Source organism: Caulobacter sp. GW821-FHT12A07 (assembly GCF_058807655.1).
The window spans coordinates 353,670-375,302 of sequence record NZ_JBXAQX010000005.1; the positions used below are offsets into that span (position 1 = coordinate 353,670).

At 69.2% G+C, this 21,633-nt stretch carries 21 protein-coding genes and 1 riboswitch; of the genes, 10 read left to right on the forward strand and 11 right to left on the reverse strand.

What is annotated here, in order from left to right:
* The first annotated feature begins 63 nt into the window (after nt 1-63).
* Both AC1RRS_RS13350 and AC1RRS_RS13355 read left to right on the forward strand, forming a co-directional pair.
* Nucleotides 64-240 (forward strand): hypothetical protein, encoded by a 177-nt coding sequence (locus AC1RRS_RS13350; RefSeq protein WP_487288789.1) that lies wholly within the window; start codon nt 64-66, stop codon nt 238-240.
* A 70-nt stretch (nt 241-310) separates the two neighbouring features.
* A riboswitch (SAM-I-IV-variant riboswitch) is annotated at nt 311-413 on the forward strand.
* A gap of 47 nt (nt 414-460) precedes the next feature.
* A complete protein-coding gene (locus AC1RRS_RS13355; RefSeq protein ID WP_492855568.1) occupies nt 461-1,381 on the forward strand; it encodes a homoserine O-succinyltransferase in 921 nt (306 codons plus the stop codon).
* Between the two features lie 160 nt (nt 1,382-1,541).
* Here AC1RRS_RS13355 and AC1RRS_RS13360 read toward each other — a convergent pair whose 3' ends face one another.
* From AC1RRS_RS13360 to AC1RRS_RS13370, 3 genes are read right to left on the reverse strand one after another with little or no spacing between them, the layout of a single operon-like run.
* Nucleotides 1,542-3,020, reverse strand: a complete 1,479-nt coding sequence (locus AC1RRS_RS13360; RefSeq protein WP_492855623.1) for an NAD(P)H-hydrate dehydratase — start codon at nt 3,018-3,020, stop codon at nt 1,542-1,544.
* A gap of 26 nt (nt 3,021-3,046) precedes the next feature.
* Complete coding sequence (locus AC1RRS_RS13365; protein ID WP_492855569.1) at nt 3,047-3,616, reverse strand: histidine phosphatase family protein; 570 nt, start codon at nt 3,614-3,616, stop codon at nt 3,047-3,049.
* A complete protein-coding gene (locus tag AC1RRS_RS13370; protein ID WP_492855571.1) occupies nt 3,616-5,160 on the reverse strand; it encodes an acetyl-CoA acetyltransferase in 1,545 nt (514 codons plus the stop codon). Before AC1RRS_RS13370 ends, AC1RRS_RS13365 begins: the two co-directional genes overlap by 1 nt.
* 246 nt (nt 5,161-5,406) lie before the next feature.
* Here AC1RRS_RS13370 and AC1RRS_RS13375 point away from each other — a divergent pair, with 246 nt between their 5' ends.
* The 3 genes from AC1RRS_RS13375 (at nt 5,407) to AC1RRS_RS13385 (ending at nt 7,620) form a co-directional block, all read left to right on the forward strand.
* A complete protein-coding gene (locus tag AC1RRS_RS13375; protein ID WP_035089775.1) occupies nt 5,407-5,745 on the forward strand; it encodes a P-II family nitrogen regulator in 339 nt (112 codons plus the stop codon).
* Between the two features lie 39 nt (nt 5,746-5,784).
* On the forward strand, nt 5,785-7,194 hold the full coding sequence (gene glnA / locus AC1RRS_RS13380) for a type I glutamate--ammonia ligase (protein ID WP_487288797.1): 1,410 nt from the start codon (nt 5,785-5,787) through the stop codon (nt 7,192-7,194).
* 72 nt (nt 7,195-7,266) lie between these two features.
* Complete coding sequence (locus tag AC1RRS_RS13385) at nt 7,267-7,620, forward strand: GFA family protein (protein ID WP_492855572.1); 354 nt, start codon at nt 7,267-7,269, stop codon at nt 7,618-7,620.
* Between the two features lie 46 nt (nt 7,621-7,666).
* On the opposite strand, the gene AC1RRS_RS13390 is transcribed toward AC1RRS_RS13385, so the two are convergent.
* The 4 genes from AC1RRS_RS13390 to AC1RRS_RS13405 form a co-directional block, all read right to left on the reverse strand.
* The gene (locus AC1RRS_RS13390; RefSeq protein WP_492855573.1) at nt 7,667-7,990 is read right to left on the reverse strand and encodes a hypothetical protein; all 324 of its coding nucleotides are present in this window, start codon (nt 7,988-7,990) and stop codon (nt 7,667-7,669) included.
* A gap of 116 nt (nt 7,991-8,106) precedes the next feature.
* Complete coding sequence (rsgA, locus tag AC1RRS_RS13395) at nt 8,107-9,177, reverse strand: ribosome small subunit-dependent GTPase A (RefSeq protein WP_492855574.1); 1,071 nt, start codon at nt 9,175-9,177, stop codon at nt 8,107-8,109.
* Between the two features lie 103 nt (nt 9,178-9,280).
* Nucleotides 9,281-9,661 (reverse strand): putative quinol monooxygenase, encoded by a 381-nt coding sequence (locus AC1RRS_RS13400; protein ID WP_492855576.1) that lies wholly within the window; start codon nt 9,659-9,661, stop codon nt 9,281-9,283.
* Between the two features lie 5 nt (nt 9,662-9,666).
* Entirely contained in the window at nt 9,667-10,038 is a 372-nt protein-coding gene (locus tag AC1RRS_RS13405; RefSeq protein WP_492855577.1) for a Kazal-type serine protease inhibitor family protein, read from the reverse strand.
* 162 nt (nt 10,039-10,200) lie between these two features.
* On the opposite strand from AC1RRS_RS13405, the gene AC1RRS_RS13410 reads away from it, so the two are divergent.
* The 4 genes from AC1RRS_RS13410 to AC1RRS_RS13425 all read left to right on the forward strand — a co-directional run bounded on the left by AC1RRS_RS13410 (nt 10,201) and on the right by AC1RRS_RS13425 (nt 14,349).
* Nucleotides 10,201-11,664: an amidohydrolase gene (locus AC1RRS_RS13410; RefSeq protein ID WP_492855578.1), complete on the forward strand. Its 1,464-nt coding sequence runs from the start codon at nt 10,201-10,203 to the stop codon at nt 11,662-11,664.
* Entirely contained in the window at nt 11,664-13,019 is a 1,356-nt protein-coding gene (locus AC1RRS_RS13415; RefSeq protein WP_492855579.1) for an amidohydrolase family protein, read from the forward strand. The genes AC1RRS_RS13410 and AC1RRS_RS13415 overlap by 1 nt, the downstream gene beginning before the upstream one ends.
* 139 nt (nt 13,020-13,158) lie before the next feature.
* Nucleotides 13,159-13,587: a hypothetical protein gene (locus AC1RRS_RS13420; protein ID WP_492855580.1), complete on the forward strand. Its 429-nt coding sequence runs from the start codon at nt 13,159-13,161 to the stop codon at nt 13,585-13,587.
* Nucleotides 13,588-13,788: 201 nt separating this feature from the next.
* Nucleotides 13,789-14,349, forward strand: a complete 561-nt coding sequence (locus tag AC1RRS_RS13425) for a hypothetical protein (protein ID WP_492855581.1) — start codon at nt 13,789-13,791, stop codon at nt 14,347-14,349.
* A gap of 46 nt (nt 14,350-14,395) precedes the next feature.
* Here the strand turns inward: AC1RRS_RS13425 and AC1RRS_RS13430 are convergent, their stop codons facing one another.
* Nucleotides 14,396-15,694: a M23 family metallopeptidase gene (locus tag AC1RRS_RS13430; RefSeq protein WP_492855582.1), complete on the reverse strand. Its 1,299-nt coding sequence runs from the start codon at nt 15,692-15,694 to the stop codon at nt 14,396-14,398.
* A gap of 205 nt (nt 15,695-15,899) precedes the next feature.
* Nucleotides 15,900-16,286, reverse strand: coding sequence for a hypothetical protein (locus AC1RRS_RS13435; RefSeq protein WP_110121817.1), 387 nt, complete (start codon nt 16,284-16,286; stop codon nt 15,900-15,902).
* A gap of 208 nt (nt 16,287-16,494) precedes the next feature.
* Here AC1RRS_RS13435 and parE point away from each other — a divergent pair, with 208 nt between their 5' ends.
* Nucleotides 16,495-18,597, forward strand: a complete 2,103-nt coding sequence (gene parE, locus AC1RRS_RS13440) for a DNA topoisomerase IV subunit B (protein ID WP_492855583.1) — start codon at nt 16,495-16,497, stop codon at nt 18,595-18,597.
* Nucleotides 18,598-18,849: 252 nt separating this feature from the next.
* On the opposite strand, the gene recN is transcribed toward parE, so the two are convergent.
* Together recN and AC1RRS_RS13450 are read right to left on the reverse strand one after the other, a co-directional pair.
* Complete coding sequence (recN, locus tag AC1RRS_RS13445) at nt 18,850-20,547, reverse strand: DNA repair protein RecN (RefSeq protein ID WP_492855584.1); 1,698 nt, start codon at nt 20,545-20,547, stop codon at nt 18,850-18,852.
* 123 nt (nt 20,548-20,670) lie between these two features.
* Nucleotides 20,671-21,600 carry an outer membrane protein assembly factor BamD gene (locus AC1RRS_RS13450; protein WP_110121813.1) on the reverse strand — a complete coding sequence of 310 codons (930 nt, stop codon included), beginning with the start codon at nt 21,598-21,600 and terminating at the stop codon, nt 20,671-20,673.
* Nucleotides 21,601-21,633 lie beyond the last annotated feature (33 nt).

The window sequence follows — 21,633 nt, forward strand, 5'->3', positions numbered from 1 at the left end:
GATTCGCACGCAACCATTCAAAACCAGCGACGGTTAACTGCGCCATGGCGTAGGAGGCAGCGTATGCGGACGATCGAGGTCACCGAGACCGAGGCCGGATGGGAGGTCACCTGCGACCGGCAGGTGCTCTATACCGACCTCGCCGAGCAACGCTCGTTCCAGGCGGCGCTCGACTACGGCAGCCGGCTGTTCGACGAGGGCGTGCGCGCCGAGATCGTGCTGCACCGCCTGGAAGCCTGAAGCGCCCTGTCCGACCCGCGGTCGCGACCTTGCGTCCCCTTGCGATCGGCAAGCGAGGCCTTTAAAGCCGCACGTGCATCAAGAGTTGGGCTCGCCCAACGCCAACCTGCTTCCCGAGCAAGGTGGCGCCCCGTCGGGGGGATGCGGCCGCGACGGCAACGAAACGGGTGATCCCTAAAGCCGTCCCGAGTCTTGTTTTTTCGACGGACGGACGCAGCGCATGCCCATCAAGATTCCCGACAACCTGCCGGCCCGCGCTTTGCTGGAAGCCGAAGGCCTGTCGCTGATGGCCGACACGGAGGCCGCCCGCCAGGACATCCGGCCGCTGCGCATCGCCCTCCTGAACCTGATGCCCGACAAGCCGACCACCGAGCGCCACTTCGCGCGCCTGCTGGGCGCCAGCCCGCTGCAGATCGAGCTGTCGCTGATCCAGATCTCCGGCCACGCGCCCAAGACCACCTCGGCTGAGCACATGCTGGCCTTCTATCGCCCGTGGGACGAGGTGCGCGGTGAGCGCTTCGACGGCCTGATCGTCACCGGCGCGCCGGTCGAGACCCTGGCCTTCGAGGAAGTCAGCTACTGGGACGAGCTTTCCCGCATCTTCGACTGGTCGCAGACCCACGTGCATGCGGGCCTGGCGGTGTGCTGGGGCGCGCAGGCCGGCGTGCGCCATTTCCACGGCGTGCCCAAGCACGTGCTGTCGGAGAAATGCTCCGGCGTCTTCCCGCACGCCAACCTGGCGCCAGCCTCGCCCTATCTGCGGGGCCTGGCCGACGAGATCGACATCCCGGTGTCGCGCTGGACCGAGGTGCGGCCCGAGGACCTGCCGGCCGACGGCTCGCTGAAGGTGCTGCTGGAGTCCGAGGAATCGGGGCTGTGCCTGCTGGAGGACGCCCGCCGCCGCTGGCTCTATATGTTCAACCATCCGGAATACGAGACCGGCACCCTGGCGGCCGAGTATCACCGCGACAGCCTGATCGACCCGACCACGCCGCCGCCGGCCCACTACTTCCCCGCCAACGACCCGACCCGCGCCCCGCGCAACCGCTGGCGCAGCCACGCCCACCTGCTGTTCGCCAACTGGCTGAACGAGGTCTACCAGACCACGCCGTTCGAGCTGGAGACGATCGGGGCGGCGTAAAGACACCTCTCCCGTGGGGAGAGGGAGGGGCCCGCCGCGAAGCGGTGGGAGGGTGAGGGCGTACGCCGTTGGCGGTCCCCGTCACCCTCAAGTCCCTGCCCTGTCCGGATAGGGTGTAACCCCTCACCCTCCCATGCTGCGCATGGGCCCCTCCCTCTCCCTATGGGAGAGGGTTTGCACGTTCATCCCACAGCCTCTTCAGCACCGCAGGCGCCAAACCCGGCAGGTCCTCGGCGATCAGGCCCGGGCCGTGCGCCGTCGCGCATTCGGCATGGATCCAGGCGCCGGCGCAGGCGGCGTCGAAGCTTTCCATGCCTTGGGCCGCGAGGCCGGCGATGAAGCCGGCCAGCACGTCGCCGGAGCCGGCCGTGGCCAGCCAGGGCGAACCGTTGAGGTTCACCGCCGTGCGGCCGTCGGGGGCGGCGATGACGGTGTCGGGGCCTTTCAGCAGCACGATCGCCCCGGCGCGGCGAGCGGCCTGCCGGGCCGCGGCGATGCGTTCGGGGGCGGTCTTCAGCAGGCCGGGGAACAGCCGCTCGAACTCGCCGGGATGCGGGGTCAGCACGTCGTCGCGATCGAGGCGGGCGAAAAGCTCTTCGGGCGCGTGGGCGAAGCTGGTCAGGGCGTCGGCGTCGACCACCAGGGCCGCACCGGTGCCGGCCAGGGCGGTGAGGTTGCGGGCCGTCGCCTCGCCCACCCCGGCGGCCGGGCCGATGACGGCGGCGGCGGCGTTGGCGGCGCGCTCGGCCAGATCGATGTCGGTCTCGAACGGGGCCAGCATCACCGCCTCCAGATGGGCGGCGTTGACCGCCAGGGCGCTCGGCGGCGACAGCAGGGTGACCACGCCCGCCCCGATCCGCAGGCCGGCGCGCGCCGACAGACGCGCCGCGCCCGTGCTCCAGGCCTCGCCGCTGACCACCACCAGCCGGCCGCGCGCATGCTTGTGGGCGTCGCTCGAGGGCCAGGGGAAGCGCGCGCCCCACAGCGACGGGTCGTTCTCGAAGAGGTCGCCGGCGCCGGTGTCGGAGAGGCCGATATCGACCACCTCGACATCGCCGCAGGCCGCTCGGCCCATCCCTCCCCCGGGCGCGAGCACGTGGGCGGGCTTGCGGCGGTGGAAGGTGACGGTCAGGGCCGCCGCCAGGGCGCGGCCGGCGATCGGCCGGCCGGTGTCGCCATGGATCCCGCTGGGCGTGTCGATGGCGACGATGCGCGGCGACAACCCCTCGGCGGCGCGGGCCAGATCGTCAGCGACGCCCTCCAGCGGCCGTGACAGGCCGGCCCCGAACAGGGCGTCGACATAGAGCTCGGCGGGGCTGAGCGCGGGATTCAGCGGATGGACCTCGCCGCGCCAGCGCTCGGCGGCCCAGCGGCAGGACGGCGTGGCGGGCGGCGCCAGGGCCTCCACCCGCACCGGCCAGCCGCGCCGCTTCAGGTGGCGGGCGACGACATAGCCGTCTCCGCCGTTGTCGCCGGGGCCGCACCAGATCACGACGGGGCGGCGCGACCAGCGCTGACGGATCGCCTCGGCCGCGCCCTTGCCGGCCCGTTCCATCAGGGTGGTCGCCGGCGTTCCCGCCGCCACGGCCGCCGCATCGGCCGCCTTCATCTCGGCGACGCTCATGATCGCATTTGGCATGATCTGGCGAGGCATGCTGGGCTCCATCAAAGAACGCCGGTGGAGGCTTCCCTGCCTTTCTCGACGAGCGCCAAGCCATTGTCGACGACTTCGAAGACGGTGACGCTGGTGTGGTCGGGCCGGAAGCTCATCACCGCCGCCGAGCCTTCCGCCGCCGCGACGGCGGCGTTGAGGGCGACGAAGTGGCTGAAGACGGCGTATCCCTCGTATCGCGCCAGAGCCTGGGCCACCTCGCGGGTCCAGGCCAGATAGTCGCGATCGCCCTCGATATCGGCCCAGTCGCCGGTGAAGGCCTGCTTCAGCCAGGCGGGGCGCGCCTCGGGCGACAGGGTCGCTGGGGTCGGAATCTCGCCGACGGCCGGCTCGATCTCGACCAAAACGCCCAGCAGTTGCGCCAAAGGCGCGGCCGTCTCGCGGCAGCGGCGCAGGGGCGAGGAGACGACACGGGTCGGGCGCTCGGCCGCCGGCCAGGCAAAGAGCGCGGCGGCGACCGCCCTCGCCTGCTCCTGGCCGGCAGCGTCCAGGCCCGGATCGTCGTCATGACCGCCCCAGGTCGCGGCCGGCTTGCCGTGGCGGATGACGTGGACGCGGCCCATCAGGCGGCGTCCGGCGTGAAAAGGTTGCGCACGCCGTCGGGATGGCGCCCGACCATCCCCGTGCGCCCGACGCCCTCGCGGCCTTCGAGGTCGGCCAGGGTCGCCGGATCGTCGGGGGTGTTGGCCACGAACCGCGCGCCGTCCGCAGTACGGCCGACGACGACGCCCATGCGCGGCCCCTGGCGGGCGTGGACGACGGTGTAGGTCTCGATGCTCGCGCGCCCCTCCGGTTTCTCGACGATCGGCGGATGCGGCAGGGCGTCGATCTCTTTCTGGATCACCGCCGGATCCTCGCGCCGCCACTCGCCCTCGACCGGGCGGGTCGAATAGATCCCGACCGACTGCTTGGTCAGGAACCAGCCGTTGGCGGTCGACAGGCCGTAGGCGCCGGGCCGCGCCCGCAGCCGCTCGACCAGCCGGGCCACGGCGTGGAGGCTGTAGTTGTTCCCCGGCCCGCCGAAATAAGGCAGGCCGCCGGTGACGGTCAGGCCGCGCGGGTCGTCCAGCGCCAGGCCCAGTTCCTCGGCGGCGATCTGCACGGCCGAGGGGAAGCAGGAATAGAGGTCGATCAGGGAAAGGTCGTCGAGCCCGATCCCGGCCATCTCCAGCGCCCGCTGGCCGGTCAGGCGGATGGCGGGACTGGAGTGGAAGTCCTGCCGCTGCAGCGGGTACCAGAGGTCGGCGGCGTCGGCGCAGCCGTGCAGGAACACCCAGCGGTCCTCCGGCACGCCCAGCTCGCGGGCCATGCCGACGCTGGCGACCAGCACGGCGGCCGACTGGTCCACCTCCATGATGGCGTTCAGGTACTTGGGGTACGGATAGCCCACCATGCGGTTGCGCTCGGTCACCGTGACCAGTTCCTCAGCGCTTCGCTCGACCGGGAACCAGGCCTCGGGATCGGCGGCGGCGACCTTGCTGAACGGCGAGAACAGCGCGCCCAGCCGCGCCTGGTGGTCGGAAAGGCTGCGCCCGTCGCGGGCCCGCAGGGCGTTTTCGAACAGCGGATAGGTGTTGACCGGATAGCCCAGGCCGTGGGCGGCCTCCTGCTCGGTGACGCCGGGACGCGGGTCGCCGATGCGGGCGGGCCTGGTTTCGATGTCGTCGGCCCAGCCGTCGAAGCCGAGGCCGCCCTTGGCCCGCTTCATCAGCGAGCCGAGGAATTCGGCCCCGGTGACGAGCCCCAGACGCGACTCGCCGCGGGCGATGCGCTCGGCCAGGATGTTGATCGCCTGCTGCGGGCTGTTGCCGCCGGTCTGCGTATAGACAGCCCAGGCCGGATCGGCGCCCAGCGCCCGGGCCAGGCTGGCCGGCGGATCCGACAGGCGGGGAAGCGGCAGCTTCGAAAGCGCGCCCGGAGCGTCGATGCTGAACGCTACGACCGCCAGAGCGTCCAAACGCGCAAGAACCGTCCCCGCGACTCCCGTGTCGGCGTCAGCGCGTTTCGCCGCAATTCTCAGCAATTCCAGTGGCGAAGGCGAATTTTCGGCCGGACCGCGAAACGTGAACTGCCCCGCGCCGATCAAAACCGGCGTCTCGTCCCGCATGTTCGCCCCCGTTCAAACGATTGTTTTCGTGATCCTAGGCGGGGTTGGGGGCGCGGCAAGGCCGTTTTGAGCCACAATTCCGAAATGCATATTTTTCGATCAAATCTCGCTCAAGATTTGCTCATATGCCAAAACCGAAAGCGGAAGCACGACAATCGCGAGACAGCCTGCTTGTGGCGTCCGGGGCGGCGTGATCCTTGCCGCTCAAAGTCAGAGGCCATGCGTCGTCCGGCGCGGAAGAGACCGATGAAAAAGATCGAAGCCGTCATCAAGCCGTTCAAGCTGGATGAGGTCAAAGAGGCGCTCCAGGACATGGGCGTTCAAGGCATGACCGTGCTGGAAGCCAAGGGCTACGGCCGCCAGAAGGGCCACACCGAGCTCTATCGCGGCGCCGAGTACGTCGTGGACTTCCTGCCCAAGATCAAGGTCGAGGTGGTCGTCGAGGACAGCCAGCTCGAACCCGCCCTCGAGGCGATCACCAACGCCGCCCGCACGGGCCGCATCGGCGACGGCAAGATCTTCGTCTCGGAGATCACCGAAGTCGTCCGCATCCGGACCGGCGAAACCGGTCCGTCCGCCGTCTAACGGCGATCCTCAGACTTTACTCGCTCAAAGGGGATATCAATGAGCACCGCCAAGGAAATCCTGGACCTGATCAAGGAAAAGGACGTGAAGTACGTCGACGTCCGCTTCACGGACGTTCGCGGCAAGCTGCAGCACGTGACCTTCGACATCGACCTGGTCGATGACGACTTCCTCAACGACGGCACCATGTTCGACGGCTCGTCGATCGCCGGCTGGAAGGCCATCAACGAGTCGGACATGAAGCTGCGTCCGGACCTGACCTCGGCCATCATCGACCCGTTCTACCAGCAGACCACCCTGGCTCTGTTCTGCGACGTCGTGAACCCCGACGACGGCACCCCCTACAACCGCGACCCGCGCTCGATCGCCAAGGCCGCGCTGAACTTCGTCAAGTCGGCCGGCGTGGGCGACACCGTCTACTTCGGCCCGGAAGCCGAATTCTTCATCTTCGACGACGTGCGCTGGTCGACCGCTCCGGAAAACACCGGCTACTCGTTCGACTCGAGCGAACTGCCGGTCAACTCGGGCAAGGTCTATCCGGAAGGCAACATGGGCCACCGCCCGGGTCCCAAGGGCGGCTACTTCCCGGTCAACCCGGTCGACTCGGCTCAAGACCTGCGCGGCGAAATGCTGGCCGTCATGGGCGAGCTGGGCATGAAGCCGGAAAAGCACCACCACGAAGTGGCGCCCGCCCAGCACGAGCTCGGCCTGAAGTTCGACACCATGGTCACCATGGCCGACCGCATGCAGCTCTATAAGTACGTGATCCACAACGTGGCCCACGCTTACGGCAAGACGGCCACCTTCATGGCCAAGCCGATGTTCGCCGACAACGGCTCGGGCATGCACGTGCACCAGTCGATCTGGCAGGACGGCAAGCCGCTGTTCGCCGGCGACAAGTACGCCGGTCTGTCGCAAGAGTGCCTGTGGTACATCGGCGGCATCATCAAGCACGCCAAGGCCATCAACGCCTTCTCGAACTCGACCACCAACAGCTACAAGCGCCTGGTGCCGGGCTACGAAGCCCCGGTGAAGCTGGCCTACAGCTCGCGCAACCGCTCGGCCTCGATCCGCATCCCGCACGTCGACTCGCCGAAGGCCAAGCGTCTGGAAGCCCGCTTCCCCGACCCGATGGGCAACCCGTACCTGACCTTCGTCGCCCTGCTGATGGCCGGCCTGGACGGCATCATCAACAAGATCGACCCGGGCGCTCCGGCCGACAAGAACCTGTACGACCTGCCGCCCCGCGAGCAGAAGAAGATCCCGGAAGTCTGCGGCTCGCTGCGCGAAGCCCTGGAAAGCCTGGACAAGGACCGCGCCTTCCTGAAGGCCGGCGGCGTCATGGACGACGACTTCATCGACAGCTACATCGAGCTGAAGATGGAAGAAGTGATGCGTCTGCAACTGCACCCGCACCCGGTCGAATTCGAGATGTACTACAAGTGCTAAGCCTTACGGCCTGAAGCACTTTGGGATCGGCCCGGGGCGCAAGCTCCGGGCCTTTTCTTTTGGAGACGACGCATGATCACGACCAGCTGCCACTGCGGCGCCGTGGGCTTCGAGATCGAGACGGCGCCGAGCGAGGTGACCGACTGCAACTGCTCGATCTGCCGCCGCTACGGCGTGCTGTGGGCCTATTACAGTCCCACGCTGGTGCGCCGCGTCGAGGGCGGCCCGACCGACACTTATGAGTGGAACAACCACGCGATCGCCTTCCACCGCTGCCGCGCCTGCGGCTGCGTCACCCACTGGAGCTCCAACGACCCAACGCGCGACAGGATGGGGATCAATGCGCGGCTGATGGATCCGGACGTGCTGGCGGCCGCGCGGGTGCGGCGGCTGGATGGGGCGGTGAGCGAGCGGTACGTGGACTGAGAAGCGGTATCGCTTCCCAGTCCCGTCGTAGCCTGAGCCAAGCCGATCAGGCGTCGGTCTGAGTGATCCCCTCGCGGAACTCGTCGGCGGGAACGAAGGCGGCGCCGTCCTCGTCCAGCACCCATGCGCCCTTGAAGGCGGCATGGTCCGGGTCGAGATCCGCATCGAGCAGGTCGCCCTCATAGAGGCCGACATTGGTGTAGTCGAAATCCAGCGACAGCTGGCTGGCGAGATCGAGCATCTCGTCCGCCATCCGGCGGGCGTAACCCAGGGCTTCGCTCTCGTTGGAGAACTCGTCCGTCAGGGTGTTCACCTCCGCTGAATCGCTGCCTTGGGTCGCGCTGGTGGTGACGATGGTGAAGGCGGGCATTGGTCATCTCTCGAAGGTGTTGAACCACTCACCTAATCCCATTCGCCGGGAAGAGCGGCCCTATTTTGAAAAACCTTTCGCCGACGGCAGCGACGGCGGCGAGACCCAGCCTCGGGCTAAGCGCCGCCGCGGGCGTCCTTCCTCGCGGTGCGATACGTCTTCTGGGCCTTGCCGAGGCGGCGACGCTCGGCGTCCTTGAACGCCCGGGCCGCATTCTTCTCCACCGCGGCCGCTTCCTGGGCGAGCTTGCGGAAGTGGTCCCAGCGCCCGCGATCGAGATCCCCGCTCAGCAAGGCGCCCTGCACCGCGCAACCCGGCTCGTTGGCGTGGCTGCAGTCGCCGAACTTGCAGGTTTCCGCCAGGCGCTCGATGTCGTCGAACACCAGGGCCACCCCCTCGTCGGCCTCGACCAGCCCCACTTCCCGGACGCCGGGCGTGTCGATGATCAGTCCACCGCCGGGCAGCAGCGCCAGTTCGCGGTGGCTGGTGGTGTGCCGGCCACGATCGTCGGCCTCGCGGATGGTCTGGGTGGCCATGCGCTGCTCGCCCAGGAGCGTATTGACCAGGGTGGATTTGCCGACGCCGGACGAGCCGATCAGGACGCAGGTCTCGCCGGGGGCCAGGTGGGCCAGCAAGGCTTCCAGGCCGCGCCCTTCACGCGCCGACACGATGACGACCGGACAGCCGGCGGCCAGGGCCTCGACCTCGGCCGCGAGAGACGTCGCCTCGGCGCAGATGTCCGACTTCGTCAGCACGACCACGGGACGGGCCCCGCTCTGCCAGGCGGCGGCCAGATAGCGCTCGATGCGGCGTGGATTGAGGTCGCCGTTCATCGACGTGACGATGAAGGCCAGATCGACGTTGGCGGCGACGACCTGGGGGGTCTGCACGCTGTCGGCGGCTCGGCGGACCAAGGCGGTGCGGCGCGGCAGCACGGCCTGGATGACGGCGGTGCGCTCGGCCTGGTTCATCGACAACGCCACCCAGTCGCCGACCGCCGGATGGCCAGCCTCCTGGGCTTCATGGCGCAGGCGACCGGAAAGCTTGGCGCGCACCTCGCCCTCGTCCGTGATCACCAGATAGCCGTTGCGCTGCTGCACGACGACGCGGCCGGCCAAGTAGCCCGCGCGGTCGTGAGGCTTGAAAGCCTCGGCCAGCAGATCCGACCATCCGTAGTTCTTGATCAAGTTGAGCTTCCATAAGGCGGCGATCGGCCCTCGCCGATGTTCGAGGACGTCCATAGAGCAGCTTTCCCAAGGACGTCGAGGAAACCCTGATCGTCGCTGGAAACTACAATCCGACCCCGCCCACCGGCGTGGTCTCGAAACGGTGGCCGAAGCCGGCGATGATCGGCCGGGCCTTGGCGATGGCGGCCTGAACGGCCGGCAGCTTCAGCGACCCCGCGTGGCTGTCCTTGTCGGTCCAGACCTCGGTGATCCAGATCGCGTCGGCGTCGGTCGGGTCAAGCGCGAGAATGTAGGACAGGCAGCCGGGCATCTCGCCCGTGCCCTCCTTGAGGATCGCGACCAGGTCGTCGCGCTTGCCGGGGGCGGCCTTCATCTGGCCGATCAGTCCATACATCGTCTTGTCTCCCGCGAGCGCCAGCGACGGCGTCATCGCCGCGACCGCGCCGCCGATCATCACCAGTCGCCGGTCCAGTCCTGTCAGCATGTCGCTCATTCCGGCTTGCACTCGCCCTCGTGGGCGACGCTGGCGCCTTTGGCGGCCGCGCCGCAGGCGTTGCCGTAGGTCTTGCCGTCACAGCCGCAGACGGGGCGATAGTCCATGGTGCAGACCTGGGGCCGCTTGCGGCAGATGCCCGAGGCGTCGGCGACCGTCCGGCAGGCCCCGACTGGCATCACGCAGGACAGGCCCTCTCCACACTGGAAGCCGGCGATGCCGCCGCACATGCCGCCCGCGGCGACCGGAGCGCGCGACATCGGCGGCGGGCTCGTGGTGGACGGACCCGCGGGCTGGGCCGCGCAGGCGGTCAGCAGAACGGCGGTGAGCAAGGCCGGAACCGGGCCCAGCAAGGAACGAAGGCGCATCGTGGTCCTCCCGCGTCGATTCAACGTCAGGAGGCGATCCTCGCACGAAGCGCAAGCGACAGACAAACGTCGCCATCGGGGAAAAATGGGGCGCCGATCGGCTTGATCAGGGGTCTGAATTAGTCTGTCCTCGCCGCCTCTTCCGAGAGTCGGGGAAAGTTCATGACGAGATGGGGTAAGACGGCCGCGGCCGTCAGTCTGCTGGCGCTGGGGCTCGCCGCCTGCGCCACCACGGGCACGACGGCCAAGCCAGAGACCAGCGCCAAGCCGGCCGAGAAGGCGCAGGCCAAGCCGCTGCCCAAGGGCCTGGACGGCGAGGCATCGTCAGGCTTCCCCTCGACCTATGCTCCCCTGCCCTCGCGCCCGACCGCCTTCGTCGGCGCCACGGTGCTGACCGCGACCGGCCAGCAGATCGAGAACGGCGTGGTCGTGGTCCAGGACGGCAAGATCCTGGCCGTCGGCGGCCCCGACACCGCCATCCCGGCCGGCGTCGTCACCATCGACGCCAAGGGCAAGTGGATCACCCCCGGCATCATCGACGCCCACAGCCACCTGGGCGTCTATCCCTCGCCCGGCGTGCAGGCCAAGTCGGACGGCAACGAGGCCACCGATCCCAACACCGCCCAGGTGTGGGCCGAGCATTCGGTGTGGCCGCAGGACCCGGGCTTCAACCGCGCCCGCGCCGGCGGGGTGACCACGTTGCAGATCCTCCCCGGCAGCGCCAACCTCTTCGGCGGCCGCTCGGTGACGCTGAAGAACGTGCCCTCGACCACCATGCAGGGCATGAAGTTCCCCGGCGCGCCCTACGGCCTGAAGATGGCCTGCGGCGAGAACCCCAAGCGCGTCTACGGCAGCAAGGGCCGCTCGCCCTCGACGGCGATGGGCAATGTCTACGGCTACCGCAAGGCCTGGATCGACGCGGCCGACTACGCCCGCAAGTGGGACGACTACCGCGCCAAGAAGGACAAGGGCGAGAAGGCCGACGCCCCCAAGCGCGACCTGCAGCTGGAGACCCTGGCCGGCGTGCTGAAGGGCGAGATCCTGGTGCAGAACCACTGCTACCGCGCCGACGAAGAGGCGGTGATGATCGATATCGCCAAGGAGTTCGGCTACAAGATCACCATGTTCCACCACGCGGTGGAGAGCTACAAGATCGCGCCTCTCCTCGCCAAGGAAGGCATCTGCTCGGCGACCTGGGCGTCGTGGACCGGCTTCAAGATGGAAAGCCTGGACGGCATCGACGCCAACGCCGCCATGGTGTGGAAGGCCGGCGCCTGCGTCGTCATCCACTCCGACGACCCGATCATGACCCAGCGCCTCAACCAGGAGGCCGCCATCACCATGACCGCCGGCAACAAGCTGGGCTACGGCATCAGCCGGGCCGAGGCCATCAAATGGATCACGGCCAATCCGGCCAAGGCCATGGGCATCGCCGACAAGACCGGCAGCCTGGAGGTCGGCAAGGCCGGCGACATCGTGGTGTGGAACCGCGATCCGTTCAGCGTCTACGCCCAGGCCGAGCAGGTCTATGTCGACGGGGCCCTGACCTACGACCGCAAGGACCCGCGCTATCAGCCCAAGTCCGACTTCGAGCTCGGCCAACCCGGCCAGGGAGCGTTCAACTGATGATCCGTTCGGCTCTTCTTTCCGGCGCGGCCCTGATCGCCGTCGCCGCCGGCCCTGCCGCAGCGCAGACCTTCGCCATCGTCAACGCCCGCATCGAGCCGGTGTCGAGCGCAGCCATCCCTTCGGGGACCATCGTCGTCCGTGACGGCAAGATCGCCGCCGTCGGCGCCGGCGTCACCGTCCCGGCCGGCGTGCCGACGATCGACGCCAAGGGCGGGGTCGTGACCCCCGGCCTGGTGGCCCCGTCGTCGAACATCGGCGCCTCCGAGATCGGCGGCGTGCGCGAGACCCGCGACGACGGCACCGGCGACGCCCTGTCGGCCGCCTTCGACATCGCCTACAGCGTCAATCCGGCCTCGCCGATGATCGGCCTGGCCCGCGACGGCGGGATCACCGCCTCGGCCGTCACCCCGATCCTGTCGGGCGTGGGCGGCGGCGCCCACGAGCACGCCGACAACGGCGTGGTCGAGGAGATGACCGCCGGCAAGGACGGCGCCGGCGATCCGCCGCTGTTCGGCGGCCAGGCCGCCTTCGTGCGCCTGAAAGCCGACGAGGCCGACATCGTCTCGAAGTCGAAGACCGCCGTGACCCTGTCGCTGGGCGAAGCCGGGGCGCGAGCCGCCGGCGGCTCGCGCGGCGCGGCCATCGTGCTGGTCAAGTCGGCCCTGGAGGACGCCCGCGCCTTCGCCCGCAACCGCGCCGCCTTCGAGCAGGGCGCGACCCGCGCCTACGGCCTGTCGCGCCTCGATCTCGAGGCCCTGGTCCCGGTGGTGCAGGGCAAGACCCCGCTGCTGATCCGCGCCCACCGCGCCTCCGACATCCGCCTGGCCCTCAAGCTGGCGGCCGAGGAGAAGATCAGGATCGTGCTGGAAGGGGCCGAGGAAGGCTGGATCGTCGCCCCGGAGATCGCCCGCGCCGGCGTGCCGGTGATCGTCGACACCCAGGCCGACCTGCCCGACAGCTTCGAGACCCTGGGCTCGCGCCTCGACAACGCCGCCCGCCTGAACGCGGCCGGCGTCACCGTGGCGATCAACGGCGCGCGCGACTTCAACAACCTGCGCCAGGAGCGGCTGAACGCCGGCCTCGCCGTCGCCAACGGACTGCCCTACCCGGCGGCCCTGGCGGCGATCACCCTGACGCCGGCGAAGATCTGGGGCATGGCCGACAAGATCGGTTCCCTCGATGTCGGCAAGACCGCCGACCTCGTGCTGTGGACCGGCGATCCGCTGGAAACCACCAGCTGGGCCGACAAGGTGTTCATCGGCGGCGTCGAACAGCCCGCCGACAGCCGCCAGACCCAGCTGCGCGACCGCTACGCCGCCGGCGACAACGGCCTGCCGCCGGCCTATCGCTAGGGTCGGTTCGCAGGACTGAGAACGAGAGCCGCGACGCTTCAGGGCGTCGCGGCTTTTTCGTGGGCGACGCCACCTTTCCACGCAACTCGACACGATCTACACCTCAAGCTGCACCTTGACGCGGATCTTCGGGGGAACGATGGACGACGCGCAAAAGAGCAAGCTGCGGCAGACCCTCTTCGAGCGCCTGCTGGTCGGCGAGTCCCGGGCGGCCCTGGACGCCGACCTGCGCCAGCGCCTGGACGAAACCGAAGCGCGCGCCCTTCTCGACGAAGCCGTCTCCCGCATCCGCGTCTGCCGGGCCGAAGGCTCCTACGACAATGTGGCCGCCACCGTGCGCAAGCGCCGGGTGGTGTCGCGCTACGCCGTCTGGCGATGGCTGGCGGGCGTGCTGCTGCTGTTCGCCGGCCTGGGCTTCCTGGTCTCCCTGATCAACCAGGCGCCGGCCTTTCCCTTCGGCCTGATCGTCGCGGGGATCATCCTGGCGCTGGTCGAATGGCGCCTGCGCGGTCGGCTGGAAGCGGCCGAGGCGGCCGTCGATCAGTTGCTGGACGAGGCCGCGGCTTAGCGCCCCCGATTTTTTCGTGGGCGCCGCGCCTTGGACGGTCGCAAGGCGACCGCACGACCGATCCTGAACCTTGGTCTAGCCGCCCCCTCCCCGCGCTCGCGCGATCGAGACCCATGGATAGCTATCCCGCCTGAGCCCTCCGGACCGACAGTCGGGCGTCATCCGACGGCCTCTCCCGTCGGAGCCCATCAGGAGCCAGCCATGTCGGACATCATCATCGCGGACAAGCAACTGTCCGCCTCGGCCTACACCGCGATCATCAACGCCCCGATCGAGGCGATCGACATCGCCGACTGGCTGTTCAACCTGCCGGAGGCCGAATACCAGCGCTGCTGCGCGCCCGATCACATCTCGGCCGGAGCCACCTTCACCGACGACGGCCGGCGCATGTCGATCAATGTCGAGATGATCGGCCAGACCCTGATGGTCCAGCACTACGTGGCCGAGATCGCCACCCCGACACTGTGCCGGATGGTCTCGACCTCCGACGCCTTCACCCCGAACGGCCGCACGCGCGTGCAGGTGATCTGGACCCTGAGCGCCCGGAAGATCGACGAGCGGACCTGCGAATACACCAACAGCGTGGTGGCCCACCCGACCCAGGCGTTCCTCGACTTCATCGCCTTGCACGGCACGCCGTTCGCGGACGCCGCCGACGCCCGCCAGCGGGACGGCGGAGATCACAACAGCCGCGAGACGCCGCTGTTCGCCGCCAGCATCGAACGCCGCGCCCTGGCGAGGATCGCGGCAAAAGCGGCCTAGCGTGTCGCCATCAGCCCCGGTTTGTCGCCGGGGCTGACCACGTCCCCTACGGCCAGACGTTGTTCGACGTCACGCTGTCGCCGCCGGTGGGCACGTCGCAGTCGTTGAAGGTGATCGCCACCGACTGGCCCCAGTTGGTCGAGTCCGCCTGGACCTGGAAGTGCAGGTGCGGGCCGGAGGTGCGGCCGGTGTTGCCGGAGGTGGCGATCGGCTGGCCGCGCTGGACGGTGTCGCCGACCTTCACCAGCACGCCGTTGGGCTGGATATGGAAGTACCAGCTGGTGAAGCCGCCGGGATGGCGGATGCGCACCGCGTTGCCCCAGTTCTGCAGGCTGCCGTTCGCGAACGGGGTGTTGCTGGGCGTGGTCGGGGCGTTGGGGTTGTAGGTGGCGGTCTGGCCTTCCTGCAGCCACTCGACCGTGCCGCCGCGCACCGCCCGGATCTGGGTGCCGGCCGGCATCGAGAAGTCGAAGGCGAAGGCCTGGCTGCCGGTGTGCGAGCCGCCGGCGTTGTTGTTGCCCTGGCCGACATTGCGGGTGTCGCCGGCCTTCCACGGATAGCGATAGGCGCCGACGGCGCTGTCCTCCTGCTCGATGAAGTCCATGCGCAGGCCGTCGGCGAAATGGGCGGCGTCCTGGGTCTTGAAGTCCACCGTGCAGCGGCGGCGGCTCCACCACTGGGTTCCCGAGCCGGGCCGCCAGACGGCGGCGTAGCGGTCGCCGTCGACGGCCAGGGCGGTCAGGCGCAGGCCCTGGTTGAAATAGGTCTGGTCCTGGGCCTCGATCTCGGCCCCGGTCATGCCCGACCGCCACCACTGGGCGCCGGACCCCGGCCGCCAGACGCCGGTGTAGCGGCCGCCGTCGACCTCCAGCAGGGTCAGGCGCAGGCCGTTGTTGAAGTGGGTCAGGTCCTGGGCCTTGAACTGATCGACGGTCATGCCCGTGCGCCACCACTGCGCGCCCGAGCCCGGCCGCCAGACCGCGGTGAAGCGGCCCCCGTCGAGCTCCAGCGCGAACAGGCGCAGGCCCTGGTTGAAATAGGTGGTGTCCTGGGCCTTCAGCTCGTCCAGCGTCATGCCCGCGCGCCACCATTGCGCCCCCGAGCCTGGCCGCCAGATCGCCGCATAGCGCCCGCCCTTCACCGACACCGACTGCAGGCGCAGGCCGTTGTCGAAGTGGGTCTTGTCCTGGGCCTTGAACTGATCGAGCGTCATGCCCGAGCGCCACCACTGGGCGCCGTTTCCGGGCCGCCAGACGGCCGCGTAGCCGGTGTCGGCCGCCGCCAGATCGGGCGCGGCCAGGGCCAGAAGACCGGCGCAGATCGCCGGCGTCAGGAACGCACGCATCGACACTCTCCCGTTTCGGGCGTCGCTTCGCGGGACGCCTCGTGAAATCCAGACGCTTTGGCCAGATACGATGGAAAGCTTGAACCGTGCGCCGATCGCCGGCCGGGGCCGGAACGTCGCGCGCGAGGAGCTTAGCCGCGCGCGCCGCGACCCGAAAGCGCGAACGGCCCCGCCGGACCAGCCGGCCGGCGGAGCCTCGCCGGCGTCAGGTCGACCAGGTGATCTTCACGATGGTCGGGTTGTCGCTGTTGTAGGAGACCGTGTGCTCCGAGCGCCGGCTGCTGGTGATGGCCAGCTTGTAGGTGTCGCCGGTCTTGTCGGTGAAGGCCAGGTTGATGCTGCCCGAGCCGATGCCGGCCGGGCCCTGGGCGTCGACGTCGACGCGATAGCTGTAGATGCCGGAATTGGGCACCAGGCGGATGCCGTAGACCTTGCCCTCGCTGTTGCCGACGATGCAGGAACTGAGGTCGAGGCTGCCGTTGATCGACACGGCGTCGCCGACCGACAGATTGCCGTTGGCCGTGCCGTTGGTGGAGCCGCAGTCGGTGGTGGTGAATTCGTCGACGCCAGCCGTCGCTTCCACGGTGCTCATGACGTTTCTCCCTTTGGAACCGGCCGCCCCATGGGCCGGCGGCGGGACGATCGAATCAACCCTGAGGCAAGACAAGCCAAATCCACGTGATAGTTGTTAAGCTTGTATGCGCGCCGGAAACGTGCAGCTGCGCGCATGGCGACGCTTTCCTTGGGGGCGGCCACGGGTCATACGGGGCGAGACCCCCGAATCGCCGCAAAATCATCCGATGTCTTCCAAAGACCCCAACTCGCTGTTTTCGCTGTTCGACGACGACGCCCTGGCGCCGCCGAGCGCCCCGCCCCTGCCCGCCCGCGAACCGCATCCCGAGCCCAAGCCGCAGCCTCCGCCGCCTCCGCCGCCCGGCAAGGCCGAGCCCGCCGCCGCGCCGCCCTCGTCGGGCGGCTACGACGCCAGCTCGATCGAGGTGCTGGAAGGGCTGGAGCCCGTGCGCATGCGTCCGGGCATGTACATCGGCGGCACCGACGAGCGGGCCCTGCACCACCTGTTCGCCGAAGTGCTCGACAACTCGATGGACGAGGCCGTCGCCGGCTTCGCCAAGCTGATCGAGGTCAAGCTCGACGCCGACGGCTATCTGTCGGTCAAGGACGACGGCCGCGGCATGCCGGTGGATCCCCACCCCAAGCATCCGGGCAAGTCGGCGCTGGAAGTGATCATGACCGTCCTGCACGCGGGCGGTAAGTTCAGCGGCAAGGCCTACGAGACTTCGGGCGGCCTGCACGGCGTCGGCGCCAGCGTCGTCAACGCCCTGTCGGAACTGGTCGAGGTGACGGTCTGGCGCGACGGCTTCGAGCACCGCCAGAGCTTCGCGCGCGGCAAGCCGCTGGGCCCGGTCGAGAAGATCCAGCCCAGCAAGAAGCGCGGCACCATGGTGCGCTTCAAGCCCGACGAGCAGATCTTCGGCGAGGGCTGCGCCTTCAAACCGGCGCGCCTGTACCGGATGACCCGGTCGAAGGCCTATCTGTTCCGCGGCGTGCAGATCAAATGGTCCTGCGCGCCCGAGCGCATCCACGACCAGACCCCGCCCGAGGCGACCTTCCACTTCCCCAACGGCCTGGCCGACTTCCTGGCCGAGCGCACCAAGGGGCTGGAGACGGTCACCCCGACCAGCTTCTCCGGCCGCATCGATCGCCAGGGCGAGGCCGGCGCGGTCGAATGGGCGGTGACCTGGACCCCGCGCGGCTTTGGTGAGCACGACGGCTTCATGCAGTCGTACTGCAACACCGTGCCGACCCCCGAGGGCGGCACGCACGAAAGCGGCTTCCGCGCCGCCCTGACCCGCGGCCTCAAGGCCTATGCCGAACTGAAGGGCGAGAAACGCGGCGCGATCATCACCGCCGACGACGTGGTGGCGCAGGCCGGCGCGCTGATCTCGGTGTTCATCAAGAACCCCGAGTTCCAGGGCCAGACCAAGGAAAAGCTGTCGACGACCGAGGCCCAGCGCTTCGTCGAGAACGCCCTGCGCGACCCGTTCGACCACTGGCTGACCGCCAGCCCCAAGGCCGCCCAGGCGCTGCTGGAGTTCGTGGTCGAGCGCGCCGAGGAGCGTCTGAAGCGCCGCAAGGACAAGGAAGTCTCCCGCGCCTCGGCGACCCGCAAGCTGCGCCTGCCGGGCAAGCTGGCCGACTGCGCCGGCGGCGCGGTGGACGGCGCGGAGCTGTTCATCGTCGAAGGCGACTCGGCCGGCGGCTCGGCCAAGCAGGCCCGCAACCGCAAGAACCAGGCGATCCTGCCCCTGCGCGGCAAGATCCTGAACGTGGCCTCGGCCTCGGGCGAGAAGTTCACGGCCAACAAGGAACTGTCGGACCTGATGCTGGCCCTGGGCGCCCAGGGCGGCAACAAGTACCGTGAAGAGGATCTGCGCTACGAGCGGATCATCATCATGACCGACGCCGACGTCGACGGCGCCCACATCGCCTCGCTGCTGATCACCTTCTTCTACCGCACCATGCCGGACCTGATCCGCGCCGGGCGGCTGTATCTCGCCCTGCCCCCGCTCTATCGCCTGAGCCACGGCGGCAAGACCGAATACGCCCGCGACGACGCCCACAAGGACGAGCTGCTGGCCACCATGTTCAAGGGCAAGAAGCCCGAGATCGGCCGGTTCAAGGGTCTGGGCGAGATGATGGCCGCCCAGTTGAAGGAAACCACCATGGACCCGGCCGTCCGCACCCTGGCGCGCGTGACCCTGCCGCGCCACGAGGAGTCGGTGGAAGACCTGGTCGAGACCCTGATGGGCCGCAAGCCCGAGCTGCGCTTCAAGTTCATCCAGGAGAACGCGGCCTTCGCGGCGGACGATCTGGATCTGTGAAGATAGAAACCTCCCCCTGCGGGGGAGGTGATCGCGAAGCGATCGGTGGGGGGCGTGGCTGCGAGATCGGCCCGCTCAGTTGAAGCTGAAGACGTCCCCCCACCGGCCTTCGGCCGCCTCCCCCACAGGGGGAGGTTCCCCCTCAGTCGCTCCGCGACAGTTCCCCCAAAGGGGGAGCATCTTGGTCCGCTGACTTGCTGGATCCTCCCCCTCTGGGGGAGGTGGCCCGGAGGGCCGGAGGGGGTCTCGGCGTCAGCCGATCAGCGCCCGCGCCGCGGCCCGCGCGGCCTCGGTGACTTCCGCCCCCGACAGCATCCGCGCGATCTCTTCCTCGCGTTCGGCCGGCGACAGGGGCTCGACCTTGGTGCGGGTGGAGGTGTCGTCGCCGGACTTGGAGATGCGCCAGTGGGCGTCGCCGCGCGCAGCGACCTGGGCGGAATGGGTGACGACCAAGACCTGGGCGTTGGCGGCCAGGCGCTTCAGACGCAGGCCGACGGCGTCAGCCACGGCCCCGCCGACGCCCTGGTCGACTTCGTCGAAGATCATCAGGGGCTGCGGACCGCCGCCCTTCGCCGCCAGCGCGGCCTTCAGGGCCAGGGCGAAGCGGGCCAGTTCGCCGCCCGAGGCGATGGCCTCCATCGGGCCGAACGGCGCGCCGGGATTGGTCGAGATCTCGAAGGCGATACGGTCGAGGCCCGTCGGGCCGGCCTTGTCCTCGTCGAGCGTATCCAGGGCGACGCGGAAGCGGGCCTTTTCCAGCTTCAGCGGGCCAAGCTCGGCCTCGACGGCCTTGGCCAGGCGGTCGCCGGCGGCGCGGCGCTCGGCCGACAGGGCTTCGGCGGCGTAGAGATAGGCCTCGCGGGCCTCGGCGGCCTGGGCCTCGGCGGCGACCAGCGCCTCGCCCGAGGTCTCGATGGCCTGCAGGCGGGCGGCGAAGTCGGCGCGGACCGCCGGCAGGTCCTCGACCAGCACGTTCAGCTTGCGGGCCATGCCGCGCAGGGCGAACAGCCGCTCCTCGGTCTTCTCCAGGCGGTCGGGCTCGAACTCGAAGCTCTCGGCGGCCGCGTCGATGGCGGCGCTGGCCTCCTGGGCTTCGACCAGGGCGCGATCGACGGCCTCGCAGGCGGCGGCCAGGCGGGTCATGGCCGGACCGTCGGCCGGCGCGCCGGCGTTGGCGGCGCGGTCGCGGGCGCGTTCCAGGGCGCGGAAGGCCGAGGCCAGCTTGCCAGACAGGTTGTCGCCGCCCAGGGCGTCCTGGGCCGAGGCGATGTCCGCCAGGGCCTTCTCGGCCGAGCCCAGCAGAGCCCGCTCCTCGGCCAGGGCCGTCTCCTCGCCGTCGCGCGGATCGAGCCGGTCGAGCTCCGACAGGCGAAGGGTCAGTTCCTCGGTCTCGGCCGCGGCGCGGTCGGACAGGGCCTTCAGCTCGGCGGCGGCCTCGCGGGCGGCGCGCCAGCCGCTCCAGGCCGAGGACACGGCCCCGACGCTGACCTGGCCATAGGCGTCCAGCAGGGTGCGGTGGGTGCGCGGATCGAGCAGGCCGACGGTCTCGTGCTGGCCGTGCACCTCGAGCAGCAGCGCCCCGAGATCCTTGAGCACGCCGACGCTGGTGGCCTGGTCGTTGACGAAGGCGCGCGAACGGCCGTCGGGCGACAGCTGGCGGCGCAGGACCAGATCCTCGTCACGGGCGTAGTCCAGGCCCTTGTCGTCGAGATAGGCGAAGGCGGGATGGTCGGGGGCCAGGGCGAAGATGGCGGTGGCGCTGGCGTGGCCGGCGGCGCCGCGACGCACCAGGCCGGCGTCGGCGCGGGCCCCGGTCGCCAGGCCCAGGGCGTCGAGAATGATCGACTTGCCGGCCCCGGTCTCGCCGGTCAACGCTGTCAGGCCCGGCCCGATGGCCAGGTCGAGGCTCTCGATGAGCACCACGTCGCGGATGGAGAGACCGATCAGCATGGTCGCGAGGATCGCCGGGAATCGCAGTTTTTCAAAGGGGGATGGGCAGCCCTTTGAGAACAAAAGAAAAACGGGCCGTTTTGCAACGGCCCGCCTGTTTGATGTCTCTTCTGATGTCTCTGCTTACATCCCGAGGACGCCCATCAGGCCGCCCTTTTTCTTCTTCTCGCCCGGAGGCGCGAGGGTCGCGTCCTTGTCGCGGGTCAGGACGCGTTCGAGCAGGTTGCGCTTGTTGCCGGCCTTCAGCGGCTCGACGGCGGGCTTCAGGCCCGCGTCGTTCAGCAGCTTGTAGGCGTCGGCGTACCAGCGGTCGCCCGGGAAGTTGTAGCCCAGCACCGCGCCGTTGCGCTTGGCCTCGTCGTTGAGGCCCAGGGTCAGATAGGCCTCGACCAGGCGGTAGAGGGCTTCGGGGGTGTGCGAGGTGGTCTGGTGGCGGTCTACGACGGTCTTGAAGCGGCCGATGGCGGCCAGGGTCTTGCCGTCGCGCAGGTACCAGCGGCCGATGGCCATTTCCTTGCCGGCCAGCTGGTCGTTGACCATGTCGATCTTCAGGCGGGCGTCCTGGGCGTATTCGCTGTTGGGATAGCGCTGGACGACGTCGCGCAGGGCGGCGAGCGCCTGCTCGGTGGCGGCCTGGTCGCGGTTCACGTCGACGATCTGCTCGAAGTAGCAGACGGCCTTCAGATAGAAGGCGTACGAGGCCGACGGATTGCCCGGGTACAGCGAGATGAAGCGGTCGGCGTCGCCGATCGCTTCGGAATACTGATTGCCCATGTAGTGGGCGTAGCCGGTCATCAGGATCGAGCGGCGCGACCATTCCGAATAGGGGTGCTGACGCTCCACTTCGCGGAAGTAATCGACGGCTTCGTTCCAGCTGCCGCGGTCCAGGCGGCTGGAGCCGGTGGAGTACAGCAGTTCGACCGGACGCTCCTCATAGACGAGGGTCGGCTTCTTAGGCTTGCCGGCGCAGGCGGTCACCGACAAGGCGGCGAGCACGGCCATGATGGAAACGGCCGAACGTCCCGAGATTTTGCGAAGCACGGACTCTCTCACCCTAGAAGCATTAGCGCGCCCCCGCGCCGAACC

Coding starts and splice junctions, on each gene's coding strand:
- parE (WP_492855583.1), top strand. CDS start 16,495: ATGTCTTCCAAAGACCCCAACTCGCTGTTTTCGCTGTTCGACGACGAC.
- AC1RRS_RS13430 (WP_492855582.1), bottom strand. CDS start 15,694: ATGCGTGCGTTCCTGACGCCGGCGATCTGCGCCGGTCTTCTGGCCCTG.
- glnA (WP_487288797.1), top strand. CDS start 5,785: ATGAGCACCGCCAAGGAAATCCTGGACCTGATCAAGGAAAAGGACGTG.
- AC1RRS_RS13355 (WP_492855568.1), top strand. CDS start 461: ATGCCCATCAAGATTCCCGACAACCTGCCGGCCCGCGCTTTGCTGGAA.
- AC1RRS_RS13405 (WP_492855577.1), bottom strand. CDS start 10,038: ATGCGCCTTCGTTCCTTGCTGGGCCCGGTTCCGGCCTTGCTCACCGCC.
- AC1RRS_RS13375 (WP_035089775.1), top strand. CDS start 5,407: ATGAAAAAGATCGAAGCCGTCATCAAGCCGTTCAAGCTGGATGAGGTC.
- AC1RRS_RS13410 (WP_492855578.1), top strand. CDS start 10,201: ATGACGAGATGGGGTAAGACGGCCGCGGCCGTCAGTCTGCTGGCGCTG.
- AC1RRS_RS13420 (WP_492855580.1), top strand. CDS start 13,159: ATGGACGACGCGCAAAAGAGCAAGCTGCGGCAGACCCTCTTCGAGCGC.
- AC1RRS_RS13425 (WP_492855581.1), top strand. CDS start 13,789: ATGTCGGACATCATCATCGCGGACAAGCAACTGTCCGCCTCGGCCTAC.
- AC1RRS_RS13415 (WP_492855579.1), top strand. CDS start 11,664: ATGATCCGTTCGGCTCTTCTTTCCGGCGCGGCCCTGATCGCCGTCGCC.
- recN (WP_492855584.1), bottom strand. CDS start 20,547: ATGCTGATCGGTCTCTCCATCCGCGACGTGGTGCTCATCGAGAGCCTC.
- AC1RRS_RS13350 (WP_487288789.1), top strand. CDS start 64: ATGCGGACGATCGAGGTCACCGAGACCGAGGCCGGATGGGAGGTCACC.
- AC1RRS_RS13385 (WP_492855572.1), top strand. CDS start 7,267: ATGATCACGACCAGCTGCCACTGCGGCGCCGTGGGCTTCGAGATCGAG.
- AC1RRS_RS13390 (WP_492855573.1), bottom strand. CDS start 7,990: ATGCCCGCCTTCACCATCGTCACCACCAGCGCGACCCAAGGCAGCGAT.
- AC1RRS_RS13360 (WP_492855623.1), bottom strand. CDS start 3,020: ATGCCAAATGCGATCATGAGCGTCGCCGAGATGAAGGCGGCCGATGCG.
- AC1RRS_RS13370 (WP_492855571.1), bottom strand. CDS start 5,160: ATGCGGGACGAGACGCCGGTTTTGATCGGCGCGGGGCAGTTCACGTTT.
- AC1RRS_RS13435 (WP_110121817.1), bottom strand. CDS start 16,286: ATGAGCACCGTGGAAGCGACGGCTGGCGTCGACGAATTCACCACCACC.
- AC1RRS_RS13365 (WP_492855569.1), bottom strand. CDS start 3,616: ATGGGCCGCGTCCACGTCATCCGCCACGGCAAGCCGGCCGCGACCTGG.
- AC1RRS_RS13400 (WP_492855576.1), bottom strand. CDS start 9,661: ATGCTGACAGGACTGGACCGGCGACTGGTGATGATCGGCGGCGCGGTC.